This is a genomic window from Algoriphagus aestuariicola (assembly GCF_017254835.1).
GTDB lineage: Bacteria > Bacteroidota > Bacteroidia > Cytophagales > Cyclobacteriaceae > Algoriphagus > Algoriphagus aestuariicola.
Genome location: NZ_JAFKCW010000001.1, coordinates 1455637 through 1472592 on the forward strand (window position 1 = coordinate 1455637; position 16956 = coordinate 1472592).

Annotated in this window: 13 protein-coding genes; 6 read left to right on the plus strand and 7 right to left on the minus strand. The window is 48.2% G+C overall.

Annotation, left to right across the window (positions count from 1 at the left end):
• The first annotated feature begins 77 nt into the window (after positions 1–77).
• From J0A67_RS06125 to J0A67_RS06135, 3 genes are all read left to right on the plus strand, one after another.
• The gene (locus J0A67_RS06125; RefSeq protein WP_206568376.1) at positions 78–686 is read left to right on the plus strand and encodes a hypothetical protein; all 609 of its coding nucleotides are present in this window, start codon (positions 78–80) and stop codon (positions 684–686) included.
• Between the two features lies 1 nt (position 687).
• On the plus strand, positions 688–1857 hold the full coding sequence (locus J0A67_RS06130; RefSeq protein ID WP_206568377.1) for a serine hydrolase domain-containing protein: 1170 nt from the start codon (positions 688–690) through the stop codon (positions 1855–1857).
• 116 nt (positions 1858–1973) lie between these two features.
• Entirely contained in the window at positions 1974–3137 is a 1164-nt protein-coding gene (locus tag J0A67_RS06135; RefSeq protein ID WP_206568378.1) for a THUMP domain-containing class I SAM-dependent RNA methyltransferase, read from the plus strand.
• A 54-nt stretch (positions 3138–3191) separates the two neighbouring features.
• Here J0A67_RS06135 and J0A67_RS06140 read toward each other — a convergent pair whose 3' ends face one another.
• From J0A67_RS06140 to J0A67_RS06165, 6 genes are all read right to left on the minus strand, one after another.
• On the minus strand, positions 3192–3755 hold the full coding sequence (locus J0A67_RS06140; protein WP_206568379.1) for a dihydrofolate reductase family protein: 564 nt from the start codon (positions 3753–3755) through the stop codon (positions 3192–3194).
• A gap of 55 nt (positions 3756–3810) precedes the next feature.
• On the minus strand, positions 3811–5007 hold the full coding sequence (locus J0A67_RS06145; protein WP_206568380.1) for a ChbG/HpnK family deacetylase: 1197 nt from the start codon (positions 5005–5007) through the stop codon (positions 3811–3813).
• Complete coding sequence (locus tag J0A67_RS06150; RefSeq protein ID WP_206568381.1) at positions 5007–6167, minus strand: hypothetical protein; 1161 nt, start codon at positions 6165–6167, stop codon at positions 5007–5009. The genes J0A67_RS06145 and J0A67_RS06150 overlap by 1 nt, the downstream gene beginning before the upstream one ends.
• Before the next feature lie 272 nt (positions 6168–6439).
• Positions 6440–8626 carry a hypothetical protein gene (locus J0A67_RS06155; RefSeq protein ID WP_206568382.1) on the minus strand — a complete coding sequence of 729 codons (2187 nt, stop codon included), beginning with the start codon at positions 8624–8626 and terminating at the stop codon, positions 6440–6442.
• A gap of 10 nt (positions 8627–8636) precedes the next feature.
• Positions 8637–10031 carry an MBL fold metallo-hydrolase gene (locus J0A67_RS06160; RefSeq protein ID WP_206568383.1) on the minus strand — a complete coding sequence of 465 codons (1395 nt, stop codon included), beginning with the start codon at positions 10029–10031 and terminating at the stop codon, positions 8637–8639.
• Between the two features lie 12 nt (positions 10032–10043).
• Positions 10044–10874 carry an LOG family protein gene (locus J0A67_RS06165; protein ID WP_206568384.1) on the minus strand — a complete coding sequence of 277 codons (831 nt, stop codon included), beginning with the start codon at positions 10872–10874 and terminating at the stop codon, positions 10044–10046.
• A 199-nt stretch (positions 10875–11073) separates the two neighbouring features.
• Here J0A67_RS06165 and J0A67_RS06170 point away from each other — a divergent pair, with 199 nt between their 5' ends.
• Together J0A67_RS06170 and J0A67_RS06175 are read left to right on the plus strand one after the other, a co-directional pair.
• Complete coding sequence (locus J0A67_RS06170) at positions 11074–12642, plus strand: S8 family serine peptidase (RefSeq protein WP_206568385.1); 1569 nt, start codon at positions 11074–11076, stop codon at positions 12640–12642.
• A 63-nt stretch (positions 12643–12705) separates the two neighbouring features.
• Complete coding sequence (locus J0A67_RS06175) at positions 12706–13638, plus strand: DUF3667 domain-containing protein (protein ID WP_206568386.1); 933 nt, start codon at positions 12706–12708, stop codon at positions 13636–13638.
• An 84-nt stretch (positions 13639–13722) separates the two neighbouring features.
• On the opposite strand, the gene J0A67_RS06180 is transcribed toward J0A67_RS06175, so the two are convergent.
• Positions 13723–13914: a hypothetical protein gene (locus J0A67_RS06180; protein WP_206568387.1), complete on the minus strand. Its 192-nt coding sequence runs from the start codon at positions 13912–13914 to the stop codon at positions 13723–13725.
• Positions 13915–14165: 251 nt separating this feature from the next.
• On the opposite strand from J0A67_RS06180, the gene J0A67_RS06185 reads away from it, so the two are divergent.
• Positions 14166–16925: a carboxypeptidase-like regulatory domain-containing protein gene (locus J0A67_RS06185; RefSeq protein WP_206568388.1), complete on the plus strand. Its 2760-nt coding sequence runs from the start codon at positions 14166–14168 to the stop codon at positions 16923–16925.
• The last annotated feature ends 31 nt before the right edge of the window (positions 16926–16956 follow it).

Below are 16956 nucleotides of genomic sequence, written 5' to 3' on the forward strand. Positions count from 1 at the left end.
GCTTCGGCAAATCCAAGGCTTTTTTCGAGATCTAGGTCGGGGTTTGTGGGTAAAATTGTCCCATCAATTCGATAAACATGAAAACACGGATTTATCTCTTTTTTTCACTCCTTTCGCTTTTCTGCACGGGGTTGCAAGCACAAGATGTGACGCCCAGGGACTACCGGAATTTCCCGATCACCCTCACGTTACAGTTTCAGTCTTTTTCCCTTCCATTCAGGAATATGGGCTCCAATTTCAAAAACCTGGGAGTTGGATTGGGAACGGAAGTCAGTCATGGTGGAGACAGCCATGATTGGGTGCAGGAGTTTTCTGTTTTCTGGATCAGAAACAAGAACATGGGCAACGGCCTCTACCTGATGACCCAAACAGCTTGGAGACCTTATCTGGGCAAGCCTTTTTTCGGCGAAATAAAAGCCGGGATTGGCTATAAAATGGCCTTTAGGCCGAGTGAATCCTATGTCCAGCGAAATGGGGAGTGGATTTCCATCGGGAAGAAAGGGAAGGGAATGCTTGCCATTCCGTTGGGAATAGGCTTGGGAGTCCACGACTATTCCGAGGGTACTTACACCAGTCCTTTCGTCAATTATCAGGCTGTTTTTCTCAAAGGCTACAATCAAGATATCCCACTTGTTCCGGAGACCATTTTCCAATTCGGAATGCGCACTCACTTAAAGGACAACTGACATGAAACGGAATCTGACAGAAAAACTTCTCTTGCTGGTTTTCGTTTTTTTTGCTTTGAGTCTAGCCGGAAACGCCCAACAGGAAAACTGTGCGCCTGCAAATTCAGATGCGGCAAACCGGCGTTTTGAAAGCGTCAGGCGAAAAATGGATGAAGTGGTCAGCTTGGGGATCCCGGGTATGGTCGCCGGAGTCAAGACCCAAGATTTGGAATGGTATTTCGCTTCTGGTTTTTCCCGCTTGGAAAGCCAGACTCGAATGAATACTTGCAACCTCCAATACCTTCAGAGTATCTCCAAGACGTATTTGGCCACCAGCATCCTAATACTTAGTGAAAGAGACAAAGTAGACTTGGACCTACCGGTTTCGAATTATTTGCCTGATGACGTTGCCTCCTGGATCAGCAGATCCGACGAGATGACGGTTCGAATGCTCCTGAACCACAGCTCGGGAATCCCAGAGTACAATTACCTACCACAATACATCACAGTGCTACTTCAGGATCCCGATCATGATTTTCAGCCACGGGACTATATGAAGCTGATCCAAGGGAAAGACCTTGATTTTGAACCTGGGTCGAGATATTCTTACCGCAATTCCGGGTACGTGCTATTGGCTTTGATGATGGATCATTTGACAGGAGATCATGCGGCCTATATCCGGGAGAATATTTTCGAAAGGCTGGGGCTAAAGCATACCTTTTACCGAGATACGCCCAGCTACCTTGACAGACCAGAGTTGGTGAATGGGTACTGGGATAGGTACAGCAATGGCATTTTGGAAAACTCAAGCTTCCTGCAAGTCCAAAATGTGAAAAAGATGGTCGGTGATGACGGGATCATAACAAACCCTGCGGATGCGATACGTTTTTTGGAGGCTTTGATCGAAGGCAAGTTGGTAAGCAAAGCGTCCCTAGCTGAGATGAGAACCTGGATTAACGACTCCAATGGGGTGCCGCAGTATGGATTGGGTTTGGATCTGACTACTTTGGGAGGGAAAGAGGCGATCGGCCACAGTGGGGGAGGCTTGGGAGCCGGGAGCCAGCTCTATTATTTTCCGGAGAAAAATACCTTTGTCTTTTTGGCCATCAACTTAGCCACGGTTACCGGCAGCCCCATCCACTCCGAGGCGGAGAAAGTACTCAATGAGCTTTACTTTGAAATTCTGAGATAGCTTGTTAAGCTCCATTTCGCGATTGAGTCCAAGAATCTTTGGAATACAATTCATAGGTCGGCCAAATATTCTTCCTTTTCGCCCCCAAGTGACCTGCCGCTTGCTTACTTTTGCGCATGCTTGATTTTAACCAAAAAGGGAAAGTTTTCATCACTTGCAAGGATCGCTCGGTCAGCTATCTGGAACAGGAGGTCAGGGAATTGGGCTTTGTGCCGACTATTGTCATGCGGACCGGTCTGGAACTCCGCGCCAGCATGGAGGAGTGCATGGATCTAAACCTTCACCTGCGGACGGCCTCCCACGTGCTCTATGAGATCAAATCCTTCTACCTCCGCAACACCGAGGACATCTACCGCAAGTTCAAATCCATCCCATGGGAAGAATATTTAGACGTTGATGGCTACTTTTCGGTCAATTCGGTTGCGGAAAACGAGACTGTGACTACTCCGCTCATCGTCAACGTGAAGGTGAAGGACGCTATCGTCGATCGCTTCCGTGAGCAAAAGGGTCGAAGGCCGGACTCTGGTTCGGATTTTTCTGGACTGGTGATCCAAGTTTACTGGAAAGAAACCCAAGCGACCGTCTATTTCAATACTTCCGGCGAAACTCTAGCCAAGCATGGCTACCGTAAAATTCCGGGAAAGGCTCCGATGATGGAGGCCTTGGCGGCAGCGACTATCTACGCGACCGAATGGAATACGCGGGTACCTTTCATCAATCCCATGTGTGGTTCGGGGACGCTTGCCATCGAAGCAGCTTTGATGGCTACGAAGCGCTATCCGGGACTTTATCGAGATCATTATTCTTTCCAGCATATCTTGGGCTACAGCGAGGCAGCTTTTTTGGCTAAAAAGAAAAAGCTTGAAAATAAAATCGTCGAGGCAACGGAAGTAAAGATCATCGCCTCAGACATCTCCTTGCAGGCAATATCTTTTGCCAGGGAAAATGCCGCCTATGCTGGCGTGGATCACATGATCGATTTTCAGACTTGTGACTTTGCCGAGACAGAGATTCCCGAGCGGCCCAGAGGTGTGATCATGTTCAATCCAGAATATGGAGAACGCTTGGGGGAAAACGATGAGCTGGAAGTTACTTATAGACGGATGGGGGACTTCATGAAGCAGAAGTGCGCGGGCTATCGCGGATATATTTTTACAGGGAACTTGGAGTTGGCAAAAAAAGTTGGCTTAAAAGCCAGTCGAAGAATTGAGTTTTGGAATGGAACCATCGATTGCCGCTTGCTGAAGTATGAGCTGTTTGAGGGTTCGGGGAGAGGATGAGAAGTAGTCAGTCTCAGTGCTCAGTCGCAGAAGGCAGTGCAGGCAGCACCGGATCTATTTTTCAGTGCTTGGCTCGTAGTAATGCAGGACAGCTCCGGATGAGAAGATTTTTGTTTTTAAGAGCTTGAATTCTTTTCGGTCGTCGATTTGGTCAAAGAGTGGCAATCCCTTTCCCACCACCACGGGATGTATGCAGAGCTGAAGCTCATCGATCAGGTTTAGATTCAGCAGCTGGATGATCAGGCTTCGGCAGCCAACAAGGATGTCTTTTTCCCCATAGGTTTGGGCACGTTTTAGTTCTAGGACCGATTCTTTGAGGGATTTGTTTGCCAGGATGGCACTGTGCCAGTCGAGTTTTTTGAGGGTGTTTGAGAAGACCAATTTCGGTACCTTGTCCATGGCCAGAGCAAATTCGTCCATGGACTTTTCACCGGAGGGGTTCTCGACGAGCGTCCTCCAAAATTCCATCAGCTCATAGGTCGTTCTTCCGTAAAGAATAATTCCAGCTTGCCCAAGCAACACTCTGTAGTGCTCATGGATTTCTTTATCAGGGTTAATGGCTGTGTGGTCACAAAACCCGTCGACGGTCAAGTTGAATGCGGCGATGATGTTGGGCATGGTTTGTTTATTGTGATTAGAAAAACTTGCGGCTTTTTACTTCGAAACTAAAAGTCTAAACTCTCGGAAGCAAGCCCAAGCATCGATCACTATTCCAATGGCATCTTTTCTGGAGTGAAAGATATTCGGCTACACGCCCATCGAAGTATTTGATCTCTATCCCGGGATAAGAGCTCCGCAGCCAACGATACTGGCGAACGAAGTCCGATTGGTTTCGCAGTCCCGACTTCATCAAATGGATCACGATTTCCCTGCGCTTGTCCGTACTGACCAGAAAATCCCGCATCCATTTGTCCAGTGCCAATTGTTTGTTTGCGATGATGGTATCGTAGCAATTGATGCCAAAGGGAGGTATAGGGCCGTAGTGGTCGACAATTGTCCGCTGGGATCCGTCAAAGTCGAATGGCCCCTGACGCTCCTCCCAATCGTTCATTTTTTCAATGGACGGAAGGTCAACGTTCATCAGCGCAAGCGTGTCGTACCAAAAACGTTTGGAGCCAGGCAGGTAGCGGTGGTTTCGAAGTGGAATCCTGTGCTCGCGGGACCAGGCTTGTACAAATTCAAACAAATGCCGGTTGAAAGTCAGCACATCGTGGTGGGAGGTCAAGTGATCCGGTTCCCGCTCAAATATCTCCTTAAACAGCTGATACTGTGCAAAGAATTCAGTCTTGACTTGGGCTACATAGTCCTCCTTTTCGAAGTTCCGATTGAACTTGCGGAAATCCAAGAACTTGTTGTCACCGTCAACTAGGCTCCCTACAGCTTCGTGGCTGGAAATTGGACCGCCTGAGGTGATGGTAAAGTGCAGACCGATATGGGTGTTGTCGTAGAGAGACTGCTGGGGGTTGACTTGATGATTTTTTAGTTTTTGGCAAAAGGCTTTCAGATAACTCGAATCTGGATCATTCGGGCGGTTCACCAAGACAGCAATGGAATTGATCCATCCTTCGCGAAGCGCGATCAAAGCTCCGACGTCGATTTCGTCCACGATCCCGATGTCGTCGGCGGTAACCAACAGTTCTTTTTTCACAAAAGGAACCTCTGAAGTGGTGGTAATCGCTTTGCTCCAAACAAAGGCTTGGTTGCGTAGGACATACCAAATGTTGCTGTCCAAGTACTGCTCACCGACAATGGCATGGGAAATCTCCACCTCGGTGTTTGGATTGAGTGTCTTGAAAATTGGGGAATTGACTTCTGGTCGATCCCTCCTCAGATTGACTGGTAGAGTTGTGATTCCTGGGTAGCTGGCCATTATCCTACAGCTTTGACGTTGACAGATTCGGAAGAGGAATCGTCCGTGGAGGATTTTCCTTTCACCGGAATTTTGACCGAGTTGCGTACCTGCATGAGTTTGTTCAGCAGATCAAACCAAAATGGCGCTCCAAGCGAAATGGCATAGGCGGTGATCAGCCAGCCGAGGAATGTCCAAAATGTATAACCCTTGTCTTTGTTCGCTCCCAAGACATAGTTGTATTTGGCCATTCTTGCGTTCAGTGTGTCCAAGTAAACCCTTTGTTCTTTGAGCGAAATCGAATCGGGTTTTAAGGGATTTTCTGCCAGATAAGCGCTTGCGCTTTCGACGAGCATAGTGCGCATCTCGTCGTTGTTGACCAGCTCCGTGGTAAGGCTGATCGAGTCCACATTGAATAGGCCGGCGATTAGAAGACCGACTATGAAAGTCAGGAAAGTAAGTTTTCGCTTGTACCAGCCGGCGATTCTATCCATTTGGTCTTCATACCAGTTTTCGATCAGGACTCTGAACTTTTCCTTGTCATTGACTGCCTGCTCCCAGAGGTTCTTGAGCTGGTATTTGGTCTCGGAACCAATGGACAGACCTTCAATATCCCAGGGATTCTCCTTGTTGGTTCTTTGAAAAAGTTCCTTTTTCAGGTTGTCGAGTTTTTCTTGTGCTGCATCGATCTCGTTTTGATCAGGCTCATTCGATTGGCTCAGTTCATTGAGTTCGTTTTCTGCATCACGGACTTTGGATGCCAAAAGGCTGGAGTCGTACTCCGGTATGATCCCGAGGGTGGCGGATATGTTGGCCACGTCGTCGAGATAGGCACCTTTTCTCAGCAGGTCGATTAATGTACTTCCAAACCTGTTTTTGGCGATGTAGGAAGGTTTTGAATTGATGCCTTTTTGCCCAAGGTATTTGATAGAAGGGTGGGAGTAAAAGGCTTTTGTCAGCGGATTGGTGGTTTTTACCCAAAATAGGTTGACAACGGTATGGTTAAACCAATCGGACAGCTGGTCATCAGCCAGCAAGCGGTCTATGCCGGTGATCAGGTTTTTGGAGCGAGAGCTAAAGGCTGAAGTGATCGATTCGATGACCGTCATCGCCAATAGGCTATAGAGAAGATAGATGAATACAAGGCTGATAAAAACATCCAAGACAGCTAAGCCAGTCATAAGCAAGCAGGTTAAAAATGGGGGATGAGTCGGATAAACTCTAGATAAACAAATTAATCATTTTTCGGGGCTATTCAAGCTAAGTCGATAGAAGTAGGTTGGTGGGAAAGAGGACGTCTGCAGTGATGCGTTGGGAGATGTGTACAGAGACGCGAAAATGAATTTGGGCAAACAAGCCGAAGGTTGATCTTGTCCCCAGTCAGGGGCTTTAAACCAAAAATCCCAAAACATTGATTTCGGGATTTTTGAATACTAATGAGGTGAGAGTGGCATTACCTCCTTCGGCCTCCTCCCATGCGTGCCGCGCCACCATGATAGGATCCTCCGAGATTTCCAGCTCTATTGGATTGCTGAAATCCATGGTTTTGAGTGGCGCTTCGCTGTCGGTTTTGGTAGTCACGATTCATCTGTGCGGGTTGGTTGGTCGTGTTTTGCCAAGAATTGCCTTGGCGTTGACTCCAGTTTCCGTTGGCGTCGCGATTATAGACATTGCCGTTTCGGTCGGAATAGACGTCCCGAGTACCCGCACCGGCCATTGCACCACGGTTGGCAGGCTGCTGTCCAGTCGAAGGACGAGCGCTTGGGGTTCGGTTTCTATCGTTCGTAGAGACCCCGGGCTCGTTACTAGGTCGTTGGCCCGCCGTCGGTCTAGTGGAGGCATTTCCACGGTCGCCCCTTTGCACATCGCGGGTGGTGACGTCGTTTCGTTTGTTGTAGATGTTGTTGGACCGGTCAATATTGATGTCACCATTGTTGATGAAAACATTGTTCCCTCCACCGTAATACGGAGGCCTGTAGGCTCCGGGCCCCCAATATCCTCCTCCTCCGTAAAACCCAAAAGTGAAAAACCCATAGCTCATGCTGAAGCCCATACTCCAACCCGTCCAAGGGTTATAGTGCATGCTAAACCCAAAGGTCACTGGCCTAGGATAATAGTAGGGGCCATACCAAGGATTATAATAGTAGCCCGTGCCATACACGACGGTGGGACCATACACATAGCTGCCCATATAGCCGGGCGTGTAGCCCACGTAAACGACTTCGGGGGTGCTTTCATAGATGTAGACGTATTTTACATTGTAGGCCGGAGAGTTCGCGGGGATGTCTTCCACATCTTTGGGTCGTTCGTCGCTTACCTTCCAAGGTCCTGTTGCGTTGTCGGCTACAAACCAGACCCCGTTGTCCACCGCGTAATATTTTTTGCCTGATCTGAGTACGGTCGTTTTCGTGTTCATCGCCAAGTCAAGCTTAGTGCCTTCGATGGGTTCGAACTTAGGTTCCCCGTCATAGGTAACCTCCAATTTTGCCTTGGCTCGATCCACTTTTGCCGTTTGGGGGACTTGCGCATCGTGTATCGCGTCAAGGCTTGCTTTCGTCCCGGGTACGCTGGCGAGCACACCTCCTTTTGGCGATGATTCGGGGATTTTTGCAAATTCCGCAGGAAGATTGTCCGCAGGAAGGTAAGTCCACGGTCCTTCGAGTTTCGTGGAATTATACCATCTTCCCGAAAGAAGTAGATAGTATTTCTGATCGTCGATGTATCGAAATATGTTGTCCTCAGAATTGGACATGTACAAGAGGTCGGTGCCATCGATGTTTGCAAAATCCGCCTTGCCATCCGATTGGATAATCTCCGCGGGTGTGATGCTGGATATGACCTTTTTGGGAGCTTTGGCTTTGGTGTTCGGCTTCTCGGTTTGTTGGTCTTTGATCTGCTTGTCTACTTCACTGATGGATTTTGGGAGTTTTGAGGTAAGTACATAGCCTTCTTTTACCTGAGAAGAAATATACCAGCCCTGACCGGCAAAGAGATAGAATTTTTTGTCTTCCGCTTGTAGGATTAGGTAAGGTGTGTTGATCACCCGGTCCATCTTCAGGTCTTTGTCTTGCTCCAATTTGGGTTCCCCGTCAAAAAGCAAGAGCAAGGTAGGTTCCTCGGAATAGAAGATTTCCGGCGCATCATTGTTCAATCCTTCACTCGCATTGATCTGTTGCTCGCTATCGATGGTAGCATTAATCTCGTCGATGGTTGACGCTATTCCCCAAAGCGGAATTTCGGTTTCTAGTAAGGTTTTTAGATTGTTGATTTTTTCCCCGTCATCGACACCTGGAAGTTTGACATCGGTAATCTTTACGCTCTCCAAGCTCAGGGCGCGCGTATCCCTATCGGTGTTCATCATTGCCTCGTACCAAAATACCCCGAATATCAGTTCGCTATTTGGAGCCTCTTCGACGGAGAATGCAGAACGTCCCAGGATCTCGTTTCCATTGAGTGTCTCAGGCTGAGGTTGATAGACTGTGATCTTTGCTCCGTTTTTGGCGAATACATCCTTTGGCCAGTTATTTTGTCCAGGACTGAGCGAAGTGGAGAAGATGAGAACTGCTGCTGTGAGAGCCGCGCCGAGATAGCGCTTGGCGGGAGTAGGGAATGGATGGGTAGAATAGTTTTGGTTGTCCATTTTAGTGGGGTTAGATTTCGATTACATCTCCAATTTCCGGGAGTTCAGGGCGAATACCGAATTTTTCCTCAATCAGTTTTGCCAGTGCACTCCTCGCCTTGTCTTCGCCGTGTACCAGGGCCACACGTGGCTTGGCTTGGGCAAGGAAGGAAAACCACTCGAGTAGCTCGGACTGCCCAGCATGGGCGCTAAACCCATTTAGGGTGTGTACTTTGGCAACTACAGGAATCTCCTCGCCGAAAATCCGGACGATGGGATGCTTATCCACTAGCTTGCGACCTAAAGAACCCTGGGCCTGAAAGCCGACGATTACGACATGCGTGTCGGGGTCACGGAGGTTGTGTCGGAGGTGGTGGAGGATTCGGCCTCCGTTGCACATGCCGGCTCCGGCCAAGATCATGCACGGACCCTTCAATTCGTTGAGACTTTTTGAATTCTCCGGGGATTGGCTGGATATGAAATATCTTTCATCGACCGGAAATGCACCCTTTTGTTTCAAAAGCTGAAATTCCTCATCGAGTAGGTCTTGGTGATTTCGGTAAATATCAGTAGCCCGAATGGCCATAGGGCTATCCAAATAGATAGGGAAAGGCTTGATCGTAGTCGTGTTGTATAGCTCCGCCATGTGGTACATGAGCTGTTGGGCTCTGCCAATGGCAAAAGTGGGGATGAGGATTTTTCCTCCGATTTCACTTACCTCTCTGACTATTTTGAAAAAATCCTCAACCGTCTCTTCATAGGACTTGTGGTCCCTGTCCCCATAAGTAGATTCCATGAAGACCATATCCGCACTTTGGAAATGTTCAAACGGGCGTAGAAGTGGCAGGCTTAGCGGACCCAGGTCGCCCGAAAATGCGATGACTTTCTTCTTTCCTTCCTCTGTCACGGTCACTTCTATACTTCCCGAACCTAGCATGTGACCCGCTTCGACCCATCTCGCGGTGATGTCCACTGTAATTGGAACTATCTCCTCAAATTCTATGGGCCTGTTAAGCTCTCTCATCGCCTCCACATGCTCTGGCTCGTAGAGTGGTTCAAAAAGTGGTTCTCCCGGTTCCCAATATTTTCGGTTATGGCGTTCCGCATCTGCGTCTTGAAGGCGGGCGGAGTCTTCTAGAATTATTTGGGTGAGTTCCAGCGTAGGGCCTGTGCTGTATATCGGGCCGGAAAATCCATGCTTGATCAACAGGGGAATACGACCACTGTGGTCCAAGTGACCGTGGGTCAATAAAACAGCATCTATCTCCCCGGGCCTCGCACCTTGGGGAAGGAGGTTTTTCGCTTCGGAATCTTTTCCTCCCTGAAACATCCCGCAGTCTACCAAAATGGCTGATTTTTCGGTTTTGACGAGATAGCAAGATCCGGTCACCTCTCCTCCGGCCGCTCCAAACAATTTGATTTTCATTGAAAGTGGGGTCTAGGTTAGTCTGGGTTTCAGAAGGGTTTTCTCACGCTCGAGTATGTGCTTCATGTCTTGGGGGAGGCTTTTGAGAACCAGCTCCACCGCCTCTTGGGGACTGTCGACAATCTTGGAAAAGCCAATCTCCTCAGGGGTAAAGACACCATTATGGGCCAAATAGCTGATGTAGTTTCGCAGCCCTTTCCAAAATTCCTTTCCGACGAGTATCAGCGGAAAGGGACCGATTTTTCCGCATTGGATCAGGGTGGCTGCTTCGAATAGCTCATCCAAGGTGCCCAGACCACCAGGCAAGACGACAAAGGCGCAACTGTACTTCACCAGCATAGTCTTTCTTACGAAAAAGTAATCGAAGTTAATCGTGTCGTCCACGTAGGGATTGGGGGCTTGCTCATGTGGGAGAATGATGTTGAGCCCGTAGGATTTCCCTCCTGCTTCGAACGCACCCCGGTTGGCAGCTTCCATCGCGCCAGGCCCGCCTCCGGTGAGTACCGAGAAGCCTGCTCTGGCAAAAGCATTTCCCGTCTTTCTAGACAACTCGTAAAACGGCTCCCCTGGCTTGAATCTTGCCGAACCGAAGATGGTCACGGCAGGGCCGATGTGCTGCATTTTTTTGATTGCTTCACGGAATTCGGAATGAACCTTTTCCAGCCGCTCCATTTCCTTTTCGAAGGTTCTGGAGTGTTGCAAAAAGTCCCGCTCCTCCGGAACTGCCGCTTCAATTTCAGTAGGGAGCTCATAGTTCATCTGTGATTTCTTCCAGTGCTCCTGCCATGATTTTTCCCAGGCTTCGGGGCTGATTGAGTTTGTTTCTTCAAGCTTGATTTTCATGTCTTTGGAGAGAAAATGCAAAAAGGTCTTCTGCAATCTATTTAATGTGGTGGGGAGAATCCATGACTTTTATCAGTCGCGATGTGAGGAAAGCCTCGCTGGTGATGCGAACCTCTATTTTTAATTTAGAATAGCCTGGATAATACGTTATTCTATATTGTAACTTACAGATGTTCAACTTTTAACATTCTTTTTAGCTATGTTTTTGAGATCCAAAATCAACCTTCCCCAACTTATTGGGGCTCTTCTGGTTTTTTCCTGTGGGCAGGAAGAAACGCCATCGGTCTCCCTTTTGGAGCAAAATCCTACAAACTTGGACTTGATCACTTCAAATGAAATTGACCAGCTTATCCTCAACTCAATCCAAGAAACTGGCGACTTTGTCTGGATGGAGCAAAGCGACCAGCTTTTGTTTAGTGCATTGATGCTTGGAGATTCTATCTTGACAATCGGCTATAAGCCTGTCGATCTCGCACAGCCAAACAGCCGAATCGGTCTGGAAGATTTGCAGGGAGAAAAATGGAAAGCATCAGCTGCGAAGATTGTCAACATGATCACCGAAACGGTCGCCGATGGAGGAGGCCCAGCCTATCGATTGAGGGATAAGACGGCGGTAATCCATGAGAAGTTACCCTACTTGGAGGTGAAAATCTCCACTATAGAAGTCCTACATAACCTGAGGAAAATGGAGGAAGTAAGGTATTTCGAACCGCTTGGCTATCAATTCAACTACGAATTGCTCAATGGTGACAATCCGTATGCCCGGCTCACAAGTGATTCGGGATGCTCTAATGACCCACAGTCAAATCTTGCTCCTTCCGACTACTCTGTCCTCAGTCCTGGTGCCAAAGCTTCATGGAACTATCCGCAAATGGGAATCACGCAAGCTTGGGCGCTAAGCACCGGATCGGGGATCACCGTGGGAGTAATCGACACTGGCTTGTCACAAGATCAAATGTTACTTGGCTCTGGGTTCAACTCTGGAGAATCTTCAGGAAGGACGGTGCAAAAATTTGGGACTTACAAGACTGGATTTTTTATCTGGAAGAATTATGATGGGCCGAACGACCAATGCGGACATGGTACAGCAATGGCCGGCGTCGTTGCATCCCCTCGCAATACAACCGGTGCGGCAGTCGGTGTTGCCTACAACTCCAACTTGGTGTCGGTCAGAGGAACTAGTGACGTGATATTTAACTCCAGTGATGAAAAAAACGGCGTGGCAGAGGCCCTGGTCTTGTTGGGGAATAGGACTGATGTGAAGATCATCAGCATGTCGATAGGTGATGTGTTTTCCAATTCAAAAGTCGCGGATGCGATCCGATATGCCTATAACCGCGGTAAATTGATTTTTGCAGCTGCAGGTACCTCAACGACTTTCACCAATTGGTATGGAGTAATATTTCCTGCAACCATGTCGGAGACAGTCGCTGTCACTGGGGTGAAGGAGGGCAGCGGCTACCAGCGCTGCGGCACCTGTCATTCGGGCTCGAAGGTTGAATTTACTGTAGTAATGGAAAGAGCAGGCTCGAATACCAAACCAATAACCCTTGCCAGCAGTGGGGACAGCCCTTCAACTGTCGGGGGATCTTCGGTGGCAACTTCCACAGCGTCCGGTATTGCCGCGCTAGTCTGGGCCAAAAATCCAAGCTGGACTCGAACACAGGTTTTGAACCAATTGAGGACTACTGCGGACCTCTATCCCAACAGAAATTCCCAATATGGTTATGGCAACATGGATGCAGCAGCTGCAGTTGGCGTGTACTGAAAAAAATGAATGGATCGAACCCGGGAGAAATTCCGGGTTTTCTTATTTGCCCTTTTGAAAAAGATGACTAAGTCCTTGAGCTGTCCAAACTGCGAAACATCCCTTGGAAAAGACGACCTATTTTGCCCGCACTGTGGCCAGTCGCTGAAGCCTACCAAGCTTCCGTTTTTGGTGTACTTGCGAGAGCTGCTGGAGAGCTTTTCGAATTTTGACAGCAAGTTTTTGACTACGTTGCGCAAGCTTGCCTTTGCTCCCGGCCTGGTGGTCAAAGAATACAACGAAAGCAAACGGGCGCGATATGTCCCGCCTTTGAGACTCTATCTTTTCCTCAGCTTTTTCTTTTTTATTCTGGTTTCTGGCGGGGTAAATGAAGATGTGGAATCGGTCAGAGGTACGATCATCGACTTGGACCAGTCTGAGGTCAAAGCATTGAGGGTGACCTTGTTTTCCGATACGCAGATTCCTTTGGCGTTGGCGCAAAGGCTCTTTGAAACCGAAAATATATCCGAGCAGGAGGTCAGGGAGATATTTGAAAAAGAAGATATCGCCAGTGATGCGATCAATGACAAAATCGTGGTGAGGATGGTCCGACTTCAAAGGGGGGAAATCAGCTCTGAACAGATCGCTACCGAATTCCTCTCTGCTACCTCGTTTCTGGTGTTTGTTCTGATGCCACTATTTGCTCTGATACTTAAGGTTTGCCTGGGATTTAGCACAACCTACTACTCCGAAACCTTGGTTTTTTCGCTCTATTTCCACTCTTTGGGAGCCTTGGTGTACTTGCTTGGGCTGGGCTTATCGAGGCTGTTTGATTCATCCCTTATCTCAGTTTTCACTGCGACGGTGACATTCGTCTACCTGATTGGCTATGTGCAAAAAGCGTTTAGCAGATCTTTAGGGAAAGCCATTCTGATTTCTTTTGTCACAGCGATTCTCTATGCTATAGTTTTTTTGACGGCATTTTTATTGGCGACAGTCTACAGCATCGTGCTCTGAGTCTCTCCACCAAGTTGAAAAAGACTGCCTGAATACAAGGAAAGGTTTGGAAAAAAGATTTGCCAGGTCTCTACCCGTTTCGACTCATCTCACTCCCAAGATCCTAAACGGAAGCATGAAAATATTGCGAACCAAGTCAAAGCTCAACTCCACAGCGAAGCCCAACAATCGAAATGGAAGCAACAGTAGCCACACAATGGGATAGAGGAATAAGGCCAAGATGGCAATGGGCCAGCAAAGGATAAAAAGGATGCACCAAAGGATAAAGGTCAGCATGGAGTAGCGGTTTTCATGGAGAAACTCAAAAGCCGTTCCAAGCGAAAAAATGCGCCTTTATGGTTTGAGCGGGCATACGGGAAGAAAAGATTGTTACGATAACGAACAGCGTTTTTGAAAAACTGTTCACCTTTTGGCTGAAAGGGAGGAAGCACTTTCTGTCCTTCTTACTGAAGATAGTGGAATGAAAGTTTTGGAAAAAAATCGTTAGTTTCCAGACAATTAAGATACTAAACCCAATTTTGACCTTCATGCGCAAACTGCTTTTTGCGGTTTTTTTCTTTTTGATTCATGCCGTTGCGTCTCAGACCATCAGTGGAGTGGTAAAGGAAAAAGGCTCCGGCCTTCCTTTGCCATTTGCAAACGTATTCATCAACAACACCACACTGGGTGCCGCGACGGACGCCGATGGGAAGTTTGTCATACAGGGGAAAATCCCAGAAGAGTTTGAGTTGGTCGCTTCCTTTGTTGGCTTCAAGACCGTCTCCCAGACTGTCATCAGAAAGGGCCGCCAAGCTATTTTCCAGAGTTTTGAGTTGGAGTTGCTGGAGGACAACCTCTCCGAGGTGGAGTTGAAAGCGAGGAGGGACAAGAGCTGGGAGAGGAACTATAAAAGGTTTCGCGAAGTGTTTTTGGCGGTGCCCGACGATCCCTATGGCAGGGATATAGAGATCGAAAATCCCTGGGTGCTAGACTTCGAAAACGTCAGGAATGAAAAAGGCTTCAACTACACGAAGGCCAGCGCCGATCTTCCTCTTAAGGTGGTCAATAGGGCTTTGGGCTATGAGATTGACTACTATCTGCAGGATTTTCGCATGCTCAGAAATGCCTCGCGTTTCTATGGTCAGGCCTTTTATAGGGAGTTGCAGTCTGAGGATTCCCTCACCCAAAAACAATGGGAAGATGGACGGCAGTTGAACTATCAAAACTCGGTTCGGCACCTTGCTTTATCCCTTTTACTCAGAAATTCCGGTGTTCAAGGATTTGATTTGTATCACAATCAACCCGAATCGGCACTGAGAAACCGTACGAACGATGTGGTGGAGGAGATGAATAAATCCATCGTTCCGCTTTCTGTTAATGCATTGTACAATAAGCCTTTGGGTAATGGTATCTATAGGATTTTCGTGCCAGGCAGGGTGGAAATACATCATCGTACCAAACCTTGGCCAAACGATTACTACACCAACTACTACAATGCCATCTCCTGGATGGATGCGCCTTCTGGATATTTCGATGTAGATCGTAATGGTACCTTGATCAATCCGACGCAGCTAGTCTTATCGGGCTACATCGGCCGGCAGCGGGTCGCGAGGTCGCTGCCATTGGATTTTGTGCCTGATGAAGGCTTTTCTGGCCTTGCGGAGGAATTGCAGATCTTTCAATCCCGATACATCAAGCTAAACACGCTGCGGGAAAAAGCCTGGCTAAGTACCAACAAGCCTTATTTCCATCCCGGAGAGACACTTTGGCTTGGCGGCAGGATGCTCTATCAGAACCCCATCAACTCCGATAGTTTGAGCCGGGTGCTCTATGTGGATTTGGTAGACACTGATTTGAAAAAAGTGAGGGAGGAATCCTTCAGAATCGAGGAAGGAAGAATATCCGGAGGCTTGGTTTTGGACGGCAACATCCCACCGGGAGATTACCTATTGCGCGCCTACACTCGTTGGAATATAAACTTTCCAGAAACGGATATTTTTCAGATGCCTGTTCCCATCCTGACTGAGGGGACCATTCCGGTCGTACCGGAACTCGACCGAGAGACTTTTTTTGGAGACATTGCACTACATCATAAAATCGAAGTCAGTGATTCCGTGAACTACCGAGTGATGGATTTGGAGCTTGAATTTTTCGATGGGTTTCAAAATCCGGTCGCAACCAACTTTATCCTGACTCTTCTAGACTCCTCTGTCCCTGTGGAAATTTCGGACAAGAGTCGCTTGGAAAATGAATTGGGCTGGGTGGATGTGAGTCTACCAGAGTCCTTCGATAGCGAGATGCTGCATCCGATCGAATACGGTATTTCCGTGGAGGGACGTTTCTTCCCAGACAGGAAAAAAGCTTCCGCAGCCAACGAAATCACGCTCGTAGAAGGAGATTTGGAGGACTACGGGACGGTCGTTTCAGACTCTTTGGGTAGATTCTGGGCGACGGGTTTGAACTTTCAAGACACGGCGCAGGTGGCCGTGGCTGCCTTGGACGACAAGCTCAAACCCTTTGGCAGGGTTGAGTTAAGCCAATTTCAGAAACCCGCATTTCGGGGATCTTTCCCCAAGCTGATCTATAAAGTCAAGTCTTTGACCGTCCAAAGTGAGTCTTTTTTGGATACTTCGGGAGATTATATACTACTGGAAGAGTTTGTGAAGGAGGCAGATGAAGAAAGAGAAACCATGGCGGACCGTAACTATGGCTACGGTGAACCGACACAGCAGGTGGGGCCGGAGGACTTGGAGCAAATGACCATGGCGGAGATTTGGGGTAAGCTCAGATTTACCGGAAGAAAATTTGGAAACTATACCTACGGGGAACAGACCGGGATGCCCTTGTTAATCATCGATGGGCAAAGTAGGCCGTTTTTGGCAAAGGGGGAGTTTGATGAAATTCTCGGCTCCTATGAACCCTCCCAACTCAGATCCATCAAAGTCTATTCGGACAACATCAGCAAAAGTGTTTTTGGAATGGCTGGCTATGCTGGTGTGATCATGATTGAGACCAAAAATGGGTTTAGAACTGGGCCGGAGAGCGAGAAGAAGTTCAACTCGGAGGGATTCCAAGTCTTTGAGATTAGAGGATTCACGACCTACCCGGAGTTTCCAAAAAAATCTCCCACGGATCAATTTCTGAAGAAAAAGCCCACGGTCTACTGGGATCCTCCAGCGAAGACCGAGAGCGGCATTTTCAAAGCCAGAATCCAAGTACCCTATGGCATGACCAAACTCAGTCTGAGAGTTGAAGGTTGGACCTTGGAGGGGGATGTGTTTTGGCGATTGGTCGAGCTGGAGCTTTGACTTTTCTGCCAAAAAACAAAAAAACCGCGAC

What these genes read in the sequence shown, in the direction of transcription:
- J0A67_RS06125 (WP_206568376.1), top strand. Translation starts at nt 78, where the DNA reads ATGAAAACACGGATTTATCTCTTTTTTTCACTCCTTTCGCTTTTCTGC.
- J0A67_RS06130 (WP_206568377.1), top strand. Translation starts at nt 688, where the DNA reads ATGAAACGGAATCTGACAGAAAAACTTCTCTTGCTGGTTTTCGTTTTT.
- J0A67_RS06135 (WP_206568378.1), top strand. Translation starts at nt 1,974, where the DNA reads ATGCTTGATTTTAACCAAAAAGGGAAAGTTTTCATCACTTGCAAGGAT.
- J0A67_RS06140 (WP_206568379.1), bottom strand. Translation starts at nt 3,755, where the DNA reads ATGCCCAACATCATCGCCGCATTCAACTTGACCGTCGACGGGTTTTGT.
- J0A67_RS06145 (WP_206568380.1), bottom strand. Translation starts at nt 5,007, where the DNA reads ATGGCCAGCTACCCAGGAATCACAACTCTACCAGTCAATCTGAGGAGG.
- J0A67_RS06150 (WP_206568381.1), bottom strand. Translation starts at nt 6,167, where the DNA reads ATGACTGGCTTAGCTGTCTTGGATGTTTTTATCAGCCTTGTATTCATC.
- J0A67_RS06155 (WP_206568382.1), bottom strand. Translation starts at nt 8,626, where the DNA reads ATGGACAACCAAAACTATTCTACCCATCCATTCCCTACTCCCGCCAAG.
- J0A67_RS06160 (WP_206568383.1), bottom strand. Translation starts at nt 10,031, where the DNA reads ATGAAAATCAAATTGTTTGGAGCGGCCGGAGGAGAGGTGACCGGATCT.
- J0A67_RS06165 (WP_206568384.1), bottom strand. Translation starts at nt 10,874, where the DNA reads ATGAAAATCAAGCTTGAAGAAACAAACTCAATCAGCCCCGAAGCCTGG.
- J0A67_RS06170 (WP_206568385.1), top strand. Translation starts at nt 11,074, where the DNA reads ATGTTTTTGAGATCCAAAATCAACCTTCCCCAACTTATTGGGGCTCTT.
- J0A67_RS06175 (WP_206568386.1), top strand. Translation starts at nt 12,706, where the DNA reads ATGACTAAGTCCTTGAGCTGTCCAAACTGCGAAACATCCCTTGGAAAA.
- J0A67_RS06180 (WP_206568387.1), bottom strand. Translation starts at nt 13,914, where the DNA reads ATGCTGACCTTTATCCTTTGGTGCATCCTTTTTATCCTTTGCTGGCCC.
- J0A67_RS06185 (WP_206568388.1), top strand. Translation starts at nt 14,166, where the DNA reads ATGCGCAAACTGCTTTTTGCGGTTTTTTTCTTTTTGATTCATGCCGTT.